At 62.7% G+C, this 12,934-nt stretch carries 19 protein-coding genes; all 19 read right to left on the bottom strand.

Annotation, left to right across the window (positions count from 1 at the left end; genetic code table 11):
* Nucleotides 1-5 precede the first annotated feature (5 nt).
* On the bottom strand, nt 6-374 hold the full coding sequence (gene rplN, locus ACR9Y6_RS00715; RefSeq protein ID WP_306849882.1) for a 50S ribosomal protein L14: 369 nt from the start codon (nt 372-374) through the stop codon (nt 6-8).
* A gap of 11 nt (nt 375-385) precedes the next feature.
* Entirely contained in the window at nt 386-646 is a 261-nt protein-coding gene (gene rpsQ / locus ACR9Y6_RS00710; RefSeq protein ID WP_029213887.1) for a 30S ribosomal protein S17, read from the bottom strand.
* Between the two features lie 11 nt (nt 647-657).
* Nucleotides 658-843: a 50S ribosomal protein L29 gene (rpmC, locus tag ACR9Y6_RS00705; RefSeq protein WP_029213888.1), complete on the bottom strand. Its 186-nt coding sequence runs from the start codon at nt 841-843 to the stop codon at nt 658-660.
* The gene (gene rplP / locus ACR9Y6_RS00700; RefSeq protein ID WP_306849879.1) at nt 843-1,256 is read right to left on the bottom strand and encodes a 50S ribosomal protein L16; all 414 of its coding nucleotides are present in this window, start codon (nt 1,254-1,256) and stop codon (nt 843-845) included. Before rplP ends, rpmC begins: the two co-directional genes overlap by 1 nt.
* A gap of 11 nt (nt 1,257-1,267) precedes the next feature.
* A complete protein-coding gene (rpsC, locus tag ACR9Y6_RS00695; protein WP_306849877.1) occupies nt 1,268-1,999 on the bottom strand; it encodes a 30S ribosomal protein S3 in 732 nt (243 codons plus the stop codon).
* A 15-nt stretch (nt 2,000-2,014) separates the two neighbouring features.
* A complete protein-coding gene (rplV, locus tag ACR9Y6_RS00690) occupies nt 2,015-2,350 on the bottom strand; it encodes a 50S ribosomal protein L22 (protein ID WP_029213891.1) in 336 nt (111 codons plus the stop codon).
* Nucleotides 2,350-2,622 (bottom strand): 30S ribosomal protein S19, encoded by a 273-nt coding sequence (gene rpsS / locus ACR9Y6_RS00685; RefSeq protein ID WP_029213892.1) that lies wholly within the window; start codon nt 2,620-2,622, stop codon nt 2,350-2,352. Before rpsS ends, rplV begins: the two co-directional genes overlap by 1 nt.
* Nucleotides 2,623-2,634: 12 nt before the next feature.
* Nucleotides 2,635-3,456: a 50S ribosomal protein L2 gene (gene rplB, locus ACR9Y6_RS00680; protein WP_306849874.1), complete on the bottom strand. Its 822-nt coding sequence runs from the start codon at nt 3,454-3,456 to the stop codon at nt 2,635-2,637.
* A gap of 18 nt (nt 3,457-3,474) precedes the next feature.
* Nucleotides 3,475-3,768 carry a 50S ribosomal protein L23 gene (gene rplW, locus ACR9Y6_RS00675; protein ID WP_046967254.1) on the bottom strand — a complete coding sequence of 98 codons (294 nt, stop codon included), beginning with the start codon at nt 3,766-3,768 and terminating at the stop codon, nt 3,475-3,477.
* A complete protein-coding gene (gene rplD / locus ACR9Y6_RS00670; RefSeq protein ID WP_306849867.1) occupies nt 3,765-4,367 on the bottom strand; it encodes a 50S ribosomal protein L4 in 603 nt (200 codons plus the stop codon). Before rplD ends, rplW begins: the two co-directional genes overlap by 4 nt.
* An 11-nt stretch (nt 4,368-4,378) precedes the next feature.
* Nucleotides 4,379-5,020, bottom strand: a complete 642-nt coding sequence (rplC, locus tag ACR9Y6_RS00665) for a 50S ribosomal protein L3 (RefSeq protein WP_371023353.1) — start codon at nt 5,018-5,020, stop codon at nt 4,379-4,381.
* A gap of 20 nt (nt 5,021-5,040) precedes the next feature.
* Nucleotides 5,041-5,352, bottom strand: a complete 312-nt coding sequence (rpsJ, locus tag ACR9Y6_RS00660; RefSeq protein ID WP_014402136.1) for a 30S ribosomal protein S10 — start codon at nt 5,350-5,352, stop codon at nt 5,041-5,043.
* A gap of 440 nt (nt 5,353-5,792) precedes the next feature.
* Nucleotides 5,793-6,350: a hypothetical protein gene (locus ACR9Y6_RS00655; protein WP_481279549.1), complete on the bottom strand. Its 558-nt coding sequence runs from the start codon at nt 6,348-6,350 to the stop codon at nt 5,793-5,795.
* A 9-nt stretch (nt 6,351-6,359) separates the two neighbouring features.
* Complete coding sequence (locus tag ACR9Y6_RS00650) at nt 6,360-7,430, bottom strand: Tle-like phospholipase domain-containing protein (RefSeq protein ID WP_481279548.1); 1,071 nt, start codon at nt 7,428-7,430, stop codon at nt 6,360-6,362.
* A 27-nt stretch (nt 7,431-7,457) separates the two neighbouring features.
* On the bottom strand, nt 7,458-8,135 hold the full coding sequence (locus tag ACR9Y6_RS00645) for a hypothetical protein (RefSeq protein ID WP_481279547.1): 678 nt from the start codon (nt 8,133-8,135) through the stop codon (nt 7,458-7,460).
* A 517-nt stretch (nt 8,136-8,652) separates the two neighbouring features.
* Entirely contained in the window at nt 8,653-9,843 is a 1,191-nt protein-coding gene (gene tuf, locus ACR9Y6_RS00640) for an elongation factor Tu (RefSeq protein ID WP_481279544.1), read from the bottom strand.
* 49 nt (nt 9,844-9,892) lie between these two features.
* On the bottom strand, nt 9,893-12,022 hold the full coding sequence (gene fusA, locus ACR9Y6_RS00635) for an elongation factor G (RefSeq protein ID WP_481279546.1): 2,130 nt from the start codon (nt 12,020-12,022) through the stop codon (nt 9,893-9,895).
* A 26-nt stretch (nt 12,023-12,048) separates the two neighbouring features.
* Nucleotides 12,049-12,516 carry a 30S ribosomal protein S7 gene (rpsG, locus tag ACR9Y6_RS00630; RefSeq protein ID WP_090059100.1) on the bottom strand — a complete coding sequence of 156 codons (468 nt, stop codon included), beginning with the start codon at nt 12,514-12,516 and terminating at the stop codon, nt 12,049-12,051.
* Between the two features lie 16 nt (nt 12,517-12,532).
* Nucleotides 12,533-12,907 (bottom strand): 30S ribosomal protein S12, encoded by a 375-nt coding sequence (gene rpsL / locus ACR9Y6_RS00625; protein WP_036115505.1) that lies wholly within the window; start codon nt 12,905-12,907, stop codon nt 12,533-12,535.
* Between the last annotated feature and the right edge of the window lie 27 nt (nt 12,908-12,934).

Raw genomic sequence — 12,934 nt, 5'->3', positions numbered from 1 at the left:
TCCGCTCAGAGCACTTCGGGCGCGAGCGAGACGATCTTCATGAACTTCTCGCTGCGCAGCTCGCGGGTAACCGGCCCGAAGATACGGGTTCCGATCGGCTCGAGCTTGTTGTTGAGGATGACGGCCGCGTTGCCGTCGAAACGGATCACGGAACCATCAGCGCGGCGCACACCCTTGGCGGTACGAACCACCACGGCGTTGTACACCTCGCCCTTCTTGACCTTGCCGCGGGGAATGGCGTCCTTGACGGTCACCTTGATGACATCACCGACGCTGGCATAACGGCGCTTCGAGCCGCCCAGCACCTTGATGCACATCAGTTCCTTCGCGCCGCTGTTATCGGCCGCGGAAAGCATGCTCTGTACCTGAATCATGGCAGCTCTCCTTAGACTTCAGCGCGCGTGACGATTTCGACCACGCGGTGATGTTTGGTCTTCGACAGCGGACGGCATTCCGCGATGCGGACGAGGTCACCCTCGTTCGCGCCGGTTTCGTCGTGCGCATGGAGCTTCGTGGAACGGCGGATGATCTTGCCGAGCAGCGGGTGCTGCACCTGGCGCTCGATCAACACCGTCACCGTGTTAGCCATCTTGTTGCTGATGACACGACCCGTGAGGGTACGCGCCGTCTTCGTGTTATCGCTCATGTCCGCCGTCCTTACTTCTTCACGCCGAGCACGAACTTCGTGCGGGCGATGTCACGCCGAACGCGGCGCAGCTGGTGCGGCTGGGTGAGCTGTCCGGAGCCCTTCTGCATGCGCAGGTTGAACTGCTCCTTGCGAAGGTCCAGCAGGTGCTGCTTCAGCTCTTCCGCCGACTTCTCTTTGATTTCTTTGCTGGCCATTACATCACCGCCCTGGAGACGAACTGGGTCTGGACGGAGAGCTTGGCTGCCGCCAGACGGAACGCTTCGCGTGCCGTCGTCTCGTCGACACCTTCGATTTCATAAAGCATGCGACCCGGCTGGATCAGAGCGACCCAGAACTCGACGCCACCCTTACCTGCACCCATTCGGACTTCGATGGGCTTGCGGGTGATCGGCTTGTCCGGGAACACGCGGATCCAGAGCTTGCCGCCACGCTTCACGTAGCGCGTGATGCAACGACGGGCCGCTTCGATCTGACGCGCGGTCAGCTGACCGTGCGTCGTCGCCTTGAGGCCGTACTCGCCAAAGCTCACGAGGTTGGAATTGAATGCCAGGCCATCGTTACGGCCCTTATGCATCTTGCGGTACTTGGTACGCTTCGGTTGCAACATGGCAACGCTCCTTACTTGGCAGCGCGCTCACGCTCGCGGCGGTTTTCACCACCCTCGCGGCGCGACGACTGCTGAGGCTGCTGTTCTTCCTTCGACTCGGCCGTGGCGGCCGCCAGATCGAAGATCTCGCCCTTGTAGACCCAAACCTTGACACCGATGATGCCGTACTGGGTCTTGGCCTCGGCGGTGCCGTAGTCGATGTCCGCGCGCAGGGTATGCAGCGGAACACGACCTTCGCGGGCCCACTCGGAGCGCGCGATCTCGGCACCGTTCAAACGGCCGGAGACGTTGATCTTGATGCCGAGGGCACCGAGGCGCATCGCGTTGCCGACCGAACGCTTCATCGCGCGGCGGAACATGATGCGACGCTCGAGCTGCTGGGCGATCGATTCAGCGACGAGCTGGGCGTCGAGTTCCGGCTTGCGGACTTCACTGACGTTGATGTGCGTCGGAACGCCCATCATGTCCGTGACTTCCTTGCGCAGCTTCTCGATGTCCTCACCCTTCTTGCCGATCACCACGCCCGGGCGGGCGGTGAAGATCGTCACGCGGGCGGTCTTGGCCGGGCGCTCGATCTGAATCTTCGAGATACCGGCGGCGGCGAGCTTCTTGCGCAGCATCTCGCGGACCTTGAGGTCGGCCGCGAGGTACTGGGCGTACTCACCCTTGTTTGCGTACCACTTCGAGTTCCAATCCTTGGCAATGCCGAGGCGGATACCGGTGGGATGAACTTTATGACCCATCGTGTCTTACCCCAGTCAGTTGCCGACAACCACAGTGATGTGGCTGGTGCGCTTCAGGATGCGCGAACCGCGACCTTTGGCGCGGGCGTACATACGCTTCATCGCCGGACCTTCGTCGACGAAGATGCGGGCCACCTTGAGCTCGTCCACGTCGGCGCCGAGATTGTTTTCGGCGTTGGCGACGGCGGAGAGCAGCACCTTGCGGACAAGGTGGGCGGCTTTCTTGTTGGTGAAGGCGAGCACGTCGCTGGCTCGGCCCACGGGCATGCCGCGGACTAGGTCAGCCACCAGGCGTGCCTTCTGCGCCGAGATGCGGGCGCTGCGCAGGATCGCTTTGGCTTCGGTGCTCATCACTTGCCCTTCTTATCGCCTGCGTGGCCCTTGTACGTACGGGTCACCGCGAACTCGCCGAGCTTGTGCCCGACCATGTTCTCGTTGATCAGGACGGGCACGTGCTGGCGGCCGTTGTGGATGGCGATGGTCAGACCGACCATCTCCGGCAGAATCATCGAACGACGCGACCAGGTCTTGATCGGACGCTTGTTGTTGGCGGAAACGGCGGCTTCCACCTTCTTTACGAGGTGCAGGTCAACGAACGGACCTTTCTTTAGAGAGCGCGGCATGATCGTTTCCTATTACTTGCGACGACGCACGATGAACTGCTGGGTGCGCTTGTTGTTGCGCGTCTTGTAACCCTTGGTCGGCGTACCCCACGGGCTGACCGGATGACGGCCGCCGGAGGTCTTGCCTTCACCACCGCCATGCGGATGGTCGACCGGGTTCATCACGACACCGCGAACGGTCGGACGGATACCCGCCCAGCGCTTCTTACCGGCCTTGCCAAGCTTGCGCAGGCTATGCTCGGAGTTACCGACTTCGCCGATGGTGGCGCGGCATTCGACCGGCACGCGACGCATTTCGCCGGAGCGAAGACGCAGCGTGGCGTAACCCTGCTCGCGAGCGACCAGCTGGACCGAGGCACCGGCCGAACGCGCGATCTGCGCACCCTTGCCCGGCTTCATCTCGATGCAATGGACGGTGGAACCGACCGGGATCGACCGAAGCGGCAGGCAGTTGCCCGGCTTGATCGGGGAGTCGGAACCCGACACGAGACGGTCGCCCACCGCCACGCCCTTCGGCGCGATGATGTAGCGGCGCTCGCCATCGGCGTAGCACAGCAGCGCGATGTGCGCGGTGCGGTTCGGATCGTATTCCAGACGCTCGACAACGGCGGCGATGCCTTCCTTGTCACGCTTGAAATCGATGATGCGGTAAGCCTGCTTATGACCGCCGCCACGATGACGCGTGGTGATGCGACCGTAGTGGTTGCGGCCACCCGTCTTCGACTGCGATTCGGTCAGGGGCGCGTAAGGTGCGCCCTTGTGCAGACCTTCGGTCCGCACGCTGACTGCGTCGCGGCGGCCCGGGGAGGTCGGCTTGTGAGTGATCAGTGCCATCTCAATTCAACTCCTGGCTCAGGCCTTGGCCGACACGTCGATCGTGTGACCGTCGGCGAGGCGCACGTAGGCCTTGCGCTTGCCCTGGCGGTTGCCAGTGCGGAAGCGGAACGACTTGACCTTGCCCTTGGTGTTCACGAGGTTCACGTCCACGACCTTGACGTCGAAGAGGTGTTCCACGGCTGCACGGACATCGGCCTTGGTCGCCTCGGGCGCCACGACGAAAACGTACTGGTTGTTCTCAGCAAGGCGAGCCGACTTCTCGGAGATGTGCGGCGCGCGAAGCGTGTTGAGCGTGCGTTCGGTGCTCATGCGAGCCACTCCTCGACCTTCTTGACCGCGTCCACCGTCATGACGACGAAGTCGCTGCCGACCAGGCTGACCGGATTAAGGGCCAACACGTCGACGACGTGGATGTACGGAATGTTGCGGGCGGACAGGTACAGCGCCTCGGTGGCGTCTTCCGACACCAGCAGCACGCGACCCTTGACTTCGAGCTCGGCCAGCTTCGCGATCATGCCCTTGGTGCTCGGGGCTTCCATCGACAGCTCGGAGACGACCTTCAGGCGACCCTGACGGTTCAGCTCGGCGACGATCGAACGGATCGCGACGCGGTAGGCCTTGCGGTTGACCTTCTGCTCGAAGCTGCGCGGCTTGGCCGCGAACGTCACACCACCACCGACGAAGATCGGAGCGCGGTAGTCACCGTGGCGAGCGCCGCCACCCTTCTGCTTCTTGAACTTCTTGGTCGTACCGGACATCTGGCCACGAGACAGCTGGGCCTTCGTACCGGCACGGCCAGCCGCCTGATAGGCGGTGACGACCTGGTGGACGAGGGCCTTCTTGTACTCGCCGCCGAACACGTCGTCCGACACGGTGAGCGCCTTGGCGCCAATAACGTTGAGTTCCATGGCGTCTCTCCTCAGCCCTTGGTCGTCGGACGGATCACGACGTCACCGCCCGGCGCGCCGGGGACTGCGCCCTTGACCGCGATCAGGTGACGCTCGGAATCGACCGTGACAACTTCGAGACCCTGCTGGGTGCGGTTGACCGCGCCCATGTGGCCCGACATCTTCTTGCCAGGGAACACGCGGCCCGGCGTCTGGCGCTGGCCGATCGAGCCCGGGGCGCGATGCGACAGCGAGTTACCGTGCGTGGCGTCGCCCATCTTGAAGTGGTGACGCTTGATGGTGCCCTGGAAACCCTTACCCTTCGACACGCCGGAAACGTCGACCGTCTGACCGACGGTGAAGACGTCACCCGCCGAGATCTCGGTGCCGATCGCGTACTTGCCTGCGTCTTCCGCGCTCACGCGGAACTCCCACAGACCGCGGCCCGGCTCGACCTTGGCGTTGGCGTAATGGCCCTTCAGCGGAGCCGTCAGGAGCGAGGCGCGCTTGGCACCCGTCGTGACCTGCACGGCGCTGTAGCCGTCGTTTTCTTCGGTCTTCACCTGCGTCACGCGATTCGGGGTCGCTTCAATCAGCGTCACCGGAATCGAGCGGCCGTCTTCGGTGAAGAGCCGGCTCATGCCGCACTTGCGGCCAACCAGTCCGATACTCATCTTCGTATCCTTTTATCCGCTCAGCCGAGCTTGATCTGCACGTCAACGCCAGCCGCGAGATCGAGCTTCATGAGCGCGTCCACGGTTTTGTCGTTGGGGTCGACGATGTCCAGAACGCGCTTGTGGGTACGGGTCTCGTACTGGTCGCGGGCATCTTTGTCGACGTGCGGCGACACCAGAATGGTGTAGCGCTCAATCTTGGTCGGCAGCGGGATCGGGCCGAGGACCGTAGCGCCGGTGCGCTTGGCCGTCTCGACGATTTCGCTGGCCGAACGGTCGATCAGACGATGATCGAACGCCTTGAGCCGAATGCGAATCTTTTGGTTCGCCATAAAACCGTGTCCTGTTATCGAAAGAACGTTCTTGTGATTCGGAGGGGCTTCTCGCCACCCCGCACAACCCTGGTGCTACTTACGGGTACCGCAACGGGCCGCCCTGGAACGGTGTGAAACCGTCCGGAACGACCCGAAAAAGTCAGGCAGGCCGAGCTATCGGCCTGCCTAGACAGAAAAGTATAGAATACGCAACGAGATAGGTCAACAGAGCTTACGCCCCGTGGCCCGTTGGCACCCTACTCGGCATCCATGCCTGCGAACTCGAAGCACATTCCGTGCGCCTCATTTCGCGGTGTCCGGTCGCCCACACATGGGGACCGGGAGGTATAGCCCAGCGAATATAACCTATCGCCGGGCCGATGGGAAGCCCTCGGGAGGAACGATATCGGGTGGCCGCGCCTTCCCCGGCTGGATCATTCACGACCTGCGTCGGCACCCTATCGTTGCCGGAGGGGAACGTAATCCCCATAGCGCTTGTCCGCGCGGCCCACGCGAGCGCACAGCTGCTGGCCGCACAATCGAACATCGGCCTGGTTATAGGCCCGGAGCAGATCGGCCTCGATCTGCTGCTGCGCGATGACCTGCTTGTAATGCCACCCGAGATAACTTCCCACCGCGAGCACCGCCAGAAGGGTCGCCAGCACCCCTGTCACCAGCCAGGCCGCCTTGTTCACGAAGGTCGCCAGCTTGCGCTGCGTCCCAACCATCGCATCCGTGCTCGCCTGCATGAGGCGCCGATGCTCGGCCGCTGCCCGGGCCACTTCCGCGAGCGGTTCGTTCAAGCCCATTCGCACGGTCCGCGTGGCATCCGCCGAGATCGCACCCAAGCCCGCATCCGCGGCCTGGCGCATGATGCCGGGTAGAGCCCGCACGGTCCGCTCTTGTTGCTCGGTGGCCTGACGGTGGCGCGTATCCATCGACTCGCTCATGCGCGACAGCCGCTCCACCATCATCGCCACCTGCACGGTGGCGTTCCTTGTACCTTCCTCGCGCATCGCCACTCCTTACAGGCGCATCACCGGACCGCCGATCTCCCGGACCTGCGACACCTGCTGTTCTTGCGCCTGTTGCAGCTGCGCTTCCAGTGCCGCGATGCGGTCTTCCCTGTCCACCTGCTGCGCCGCTTGCATGTGGAATTCCTGGGCGGCATGGGTCTGGCCGACCTGTCGAAGCGCTTCCATGAAGCCCTGGTCGTCCTGCTCCATGGCCTTGCACAGGTAGTCGAACATCTCGTCCATGCCCGCGGTCGCCGCCAGTGGCGGCATGCCGGTACACTCCTGCTCCTGACCCAGCATGTGCCAGGGCGCCGACAGGTCCAGCGGAACACCACGAGGCAAGTCGTCCAGCCGGCGATGATGCAGGTCGGGCATATAGTTGCGCGCGAATACCGCCGCCGGCTGGTTGCCTTCCTTGTCCCAGAAGTTGCCGATGCCGTGTGCGGCGGCGATGGCGCCCACCTCGCCGACCGGCGACAGGCCACCCTGCTTGTGGCGCTGGTAATCGGCATGATCCATGTAATCGACCGTGCGGCCGATCGGCTCGGCCATGCTCGACACCGGGTCGTGGTACATGCGGTGGTTGACGACGCGGTCCTGGGCGGATGGCACATCCAGGCCCAGCCCCTCGGCCATGGACCGCGCCCCATAGGTATTGAAGGTTTCCGCGTGTATGCCGGCCGATTCGGGCATGGCGGCTTGCAGTTGCGCGAGGGCGCCGCCCAGGGAGTGACCGGTGATGCTGATGTCGCTTACGGGGATATGACTCTTCTCGGCATGATCCAAAGCCCAGCGCATCGTGCGGGCAGCCTCCGGCCATTGGGTGGGCGCACCCATCATGCCCATACCTAGATCAGCGGTGATGTCATGGATGCTGGAAGGGTCGGTGCCTTTGTTCGTGACGATAAGCTGGCGAGTCGTCTCGTCCTGCATCACAGCACCGCGATAGTTGGTGGCGGAAGGGGGAGAGACGTAAATCACGTTGTAACGACGAGTATCGCTTTCTATTTCTTCGCCGACAGTCAGCGGCTCATAAACTTTCTCAGCAAGAAAGGCATATTGTTCGGAGGGAAGAGACATATCCAGTTCCTTGGATAGAAGTTACTGCTAGTCGCCGTCAGAAGCAGGCGGGCTTGGCGCAACATTCGTCTTCACGGGCTCGACGAAATTGCTGCGTCTGAAGTAGCTGGGTATGCGCGGATGCAGCGGTGCCGAGTCCTCGGAGACATGGACCGTAATGGGAACGCGACTGTAATGAGGCTTGTCCGGCACCGGCCATCTGCCATAGCAACTTTGCGGATGGTCATCTGCCCGGAACTGGCAAATGGTCTTGTACGTAGAACCAGGAGCCAGCATTTCCCTAGGAAACCCCCAGTCGCTCGAAGCCCTCCTTCCCGTGTAGGTGTCATGAATCCGGAAATAGGGCGAAGCAAGCTCCCAGTTGCAATTGCCTTCGTTGTACCGGTCCAGATAGATATTGAACCGCGCCTGTTTCGGGTTCCGGCTTTCATTGGGAATGTCGAACGTCCCGTGGGGATAGACAAAGCTGCCGCCGCCCCTGAGGGGATCGAAGTAGCCACATTCGCGTTGCTGGTTCTGGTACAGCGCACTCATGACGACAACGTAGCGCTTGGCATCCTCAGGATGGTCGAACGTCACCGTGACGTGCAGCGCCTCCTTCGGATGCGGATTCAGGGGCGGCGGGCTGAGGTCTTTTTTCTCGGCGCACGCAGCCAAGGCAGGAAACAGCAACAGCGAAAGCCATACCCAAGTGCGGAGGTTCATGAGGACAGCTTAGCGATACGGCATGAGGACATCTTTAGAAGAATCCTCAAAATCGCGTGCTTTTGTTATGCGTGCCGATCGGGGCAGCAACAAACACCTATCACTCATGACACCGCGCTCGGCCCGACTTCGCGTCAAGGTACGAAAGAGCCGGCGAGTGCCGCCCTCGGGGCCGTTAGCGCAGGCGAGTGATCCAGACGGATCAGGCCCGCAGGGGGCCAACCATGGATGGTTGGCCTTCTTCGCGAGACAGGATGTCGAGTCGAAGAACCCCGGCGGGTTCACGACCCGGCCGCAGGCCATTGATACACGGCCGCGCCAGCGGCCCTTCCTTGAGGGGTCGCCGGAGGCGTGGCCCCGAGGGCGGCGCTCGCCGGCTCTTGCCGCGACGCGCACGCCGCGATGCCGAAGGCGAGCCCAAGCCACCAAAACACTTACCGAAGAACAAAAAAAAAGCGGAGGCTTTCGCCTCCGCTCTTCGATAACCGGACGGGTCACCCCGCCCCGGCAATCCTTCTTACTTGTTGATCTTGGAGACGACGCCGGCGCCGACGGTACGACCGCCTTCGCGGATCGCGAAACGCAGGCCTTCGTCCATCGCGATCGGGAAGCCCAGCGTGACGCTGATCTTCACGTTGTCACCCGGCATCACCATCTCCACGCCTTCCGGCAGCGTGATCGAGCCGGTCACGTCCGTCGTGCGGAAGTAGAACTGCGGACGGTAGTTGCTGAAGAACGGCGTGTGACGGCCACCCTCGTCCTTCGACAGGATGTACACCTCACCCTCGAACTCCGTGTGCGGCGTCACCGAACCCGGCTTGGCCAGCACCTGGCCACGCTCGACGTCTTCACGCTTCAGACCGCGAACCAGCACGCCGACGTTGTCACCGGCCTGACCTTGGTCCAGCAGCTTGCGGAACATCTCCACGCCCGTCACCGTCGTGGTCTGGGTGTCCTTCAGACCGACCACTTCGGCCGGGTCACCCACCTTCACGATGCCGCGCTCGACGCGACCGGTCAGCACCGTGCCGCGACCCGAGATCGAGAACACGTCTTCCACCGGCAGCAGGAACGGCTTGTCGATGTCGCGCTCCGGCTCCGGAATCCAGCTGTCCAGCGCATCGACCAGCTTGATGATCGACGGCACGCCGATCTCCGACTGGTCGCCGTCCAGCGCCAGACGCGCCGAACCGTGAATGATCGGCGTGTCGTCGCCCGGGAACTCGTACTTCGACAGCAGCTCGCGCACTTCCATCTCGACCAGCTCGAGCAGCTCGGCGTCGTCCACCATGTCGGCCTTGTTCAGGAACACGACGATGTACGGCACGCCCACCTGGCGCGACAGCAGGATGTGCTCACGCGTCTGCGGCATCGGGCCGTCAGCGGCCGAGCACACCAGGATCGCGCCGTCCATCTGCGCCGCACCCGTGATCATGTTCTTCACATAATCCGCGTGACCCGGGCAATCGACGTGGCCGTAGTGGCGCAGCGGCGATTCGTATTCCACGTGCGCGGTCGAGATCGTGATGCCGCGCGCCTTCTCTTCCGGCGCCGCGTCGATCGAACCGTAGTCCTTGAACTCGCCGCCAAAGCGCTCGGCGCCGATCTTCGTCAGCGCAGCCGTCAGCGTGGTCTTGCCGTGATCGACGTGACCGATGGTGCCGACGTTGACGTGCGGCTTCTTACGCTCGAACTTACCCTTTGCCATGACTCTAAACCTCTAAAAGAACGTTGTATGTTTAAAGAAGAAGCCCTTATCAGGACTTCTTCATGACCTCGTCGGCGACATTCTTCGGCGCCGGATCGTAATGATCGAATTCCATCGTGAACATCGCACGACCCTGGCTCAACGAGCGGATCGTGGTGGCGTAGCCGAACATCTCACCGAGCGGAACCATCGCGTTGATGGTCTTGCCCGACGGCGTGTCGTCCTGGCCGGTCAGCATGCCGCGACGGCGGCTCAGATCGCCCATGATGTCACCGACGTAATCTTCCGGCGTCACGACCTCGACCTTCATGATCGGCTCGAGCAGAACCGGGTTCGCCTTGGCGAAGCCCTGCTTGAACGCCATCGAGGCAGCGAGCTTGAACGCCATTTCGGACGAGTCGACATCATGGTAGGAACCGAAGACCAGCTTGACCTTCGTGTTCACGACCGGGAAGCCAGCCAGCGGACCCGACGTGATCGTCTCGCGCAGGCCCTTCTCGACCGACGGGATGAATTCCTTCGGAATCACACCACCCGTGATGTCGTTGATGAAGAGGAAGTCGTCCTTGATCTGGGCGGCAATCTTCTCGTCCGCACGGTCGGCCGCGGTGATCGGCGACAGTTCGATCACGACGTGACCGTACTGACCCTTACCACCCGACTGCTTGGCGTGCTTGTAGTCCGACTTGACGTCCGACGCCTGGATCGTTTCGCGATAAGCCACCTGCGGCTTGCCGACGTTGGCTTCGACGTTGAACTCGCGACGCATGCGGTCCACCAGGATGTCCAGGTGAAGCTCGCCCATGCCCGAGATGATCGTCTGGCCGGACTCTTCATCCGTACGGACGCGGAACGACGGATCTTCCGCAGCCAGGCGGCTGAGGGCGATACCCATCTTTTCCTGGTCCGACTTGGTCTTCGGCTCGACCGCCATCGAGATCACCGGCTCGGGGAACGACATGCGCTCGAGCGTGATGATGTGATCCTGCGCGCACAGCGTGTCACCGGTCGTGACGTCCTTCAGGCCGACCGCCGCGGCGATATCGCCAGCGCGGACCTCCTTCAGTTCGTGACGCTCGTTGGCGTGCATCTGCAGGATGCGGCCGATGCGCTCCTTCTTCGACTTGACCGGGTTGTACACCTGGTCGCCGGCGTTCAGCGTGCCCGAGTAGACACGGAAGAACGTCAGCGCGCCGACGAACGGATCGGTCATGATCTTGAACGCGAGGGCGGAGAACGGTGCATCGTCCTTGGCTTCACGGGTGTCCGGCTTCTCGTCTTCGTCGATGCCTTCGACCGGCGGACGGTCGAGCGGCGACGGCAGGAGATTGACGACCGCGTCGAGCATCGCCTGGACGCCCTTGTTCTTGAACGCCGTACCGCAGAAGACCGGGATGATCTCGCTCTTCAGCGTGCGCAGGCGCAGGCCTTCGATGATCTCGGCTTCGGTCAGCTCTTCGCCACCGAGGTACTTGTCCATCATCTCTTCCGTGGCTTCCGCCGCGGCCTCGATCATGGCCGTACGATCGGCCTCGGCCTTGGCCTGGAGCTCGGCGGGAATCTCGACGTATTCGAACTTCATGCCCTGGGACTCCATGTCCCACTTGATGGCCTTCATCTTGAGGAGGTCGACGACGCCCTCGAAGTTGTCCTCGGCACCGATCGGCACCTGCATCGGCACCGGGTTGGCGGCAAGGCGGCTCTTCAGCTGGTCGATGACCTTGTAGAAGTTCGCGCCGGTGCGGTCCATCTTGTTGACGAACGCAAGGCGCGGCACCTTGTACCGGTTGGCCTGACGCCACACGGTTTCCGACTGCGGCTGCACGCCACCCACGGCACAGAGAACGAACACCGCACCGTCGAGAACGCGGAGCGAACGCTCCACTTCGATGGTGAAGTCGACGTGTCCCGGGGTGTCGATGATGTTGAAGCGATGCTCGGGCAGCGAACGATCCATGCCCTTCCAGAACGCCGTGGTGGCGGCGGAAGTGATGGTGATGCCGCGCTCCTGCTCCTGCTCCATCCAGTCCATCGTAGCGGCACCGTCGTGCACCTCGCCAATCTTATGACTGACACCGGTGTAGAACAGGATGCGCTCCGTGGTCGTGGTCTTGCCGGCATCGATGTGAGCCATGATGCCGAAGTTGCGGTAGCGCTCGATGGGCGTAGTGCGTGCCACGGTCTTTCCTCAATCTGGAGCTGTAATTACCAGCGGTAATGCGAGAAGGCCTTGTTGGCCTCAGCCATGCGATGCGTCTCTTCGCGCTTCTTGACGGCGCCGCCACGGGATTCCGAGGCTTCGAGCAGTTCGGCGGCCAGCTTGCGCGGCATGGACGTCTCGCCGCGCTTGCGCGCCGCGTCGATCACCCAACGCATGGCGAGAGCCATGCGACGGCCCGGACGGACTTCGACCGGCACCTGGTACGTGGCACCGCCGACTCGGCGGGACTTCACCTCGACGGCCGGGGCGATATTGCCCAGGGCCTTCTCGACGAGCTGCACCGGCTCGGCGTTCTTCTCGCCGATGTGCTGCAGGGCGCCGTAGACGATGGCTTCAGCGACGGACTTCTTGCCGGACTTCATCACCATGTTGATGAAACGGGCAATCAGCTGGCTTCCGTGCTTCGGGTCCGGGAGGACCACACGGGCGGGATGGGAACCTTTACGCGACATAATTCTTGTCCTCTACTCAGCTCTTCGGGCGCTTGGCGCCGTACTTCGAGCGCGACTTGCGACGCTTGGTCACGCCGGCGCAGTCGAGACTGCCGCGAACCGTGTGGTAACGCACACCGGGGAGATCCTTGACGCGACCGCCGCGGATCAGGACCACCGAGTGCTCCTGCAGATTGTGACCTTCGCCACCGATGTAGCTGATGACTTCGAAACCGTTGGTCAGGCGCACCTTGGCAACCTTACGCAGCGCCGAGTTCGGCTTCTTCGGAGTGGTCGTATAAACGCGCGTGCACACCCCGCGGCGCTGCGGGCTGCTCTGCAGGGCCGGCGAGGCGCTCTTGTACGCCTTCGGGCTGCGGGATTTGCGCACCAACTGGTTGACTGTCGTCATGCGAAGCTATTCCTGAGAAACATAAAG

The sequence above is a fragment of the Luteibacter sp. TLI7-4A genome (assembly GCF_056754745.1).
This window is presented reverse-complemented; position numbering and strand designations above follow the sequence as displayed.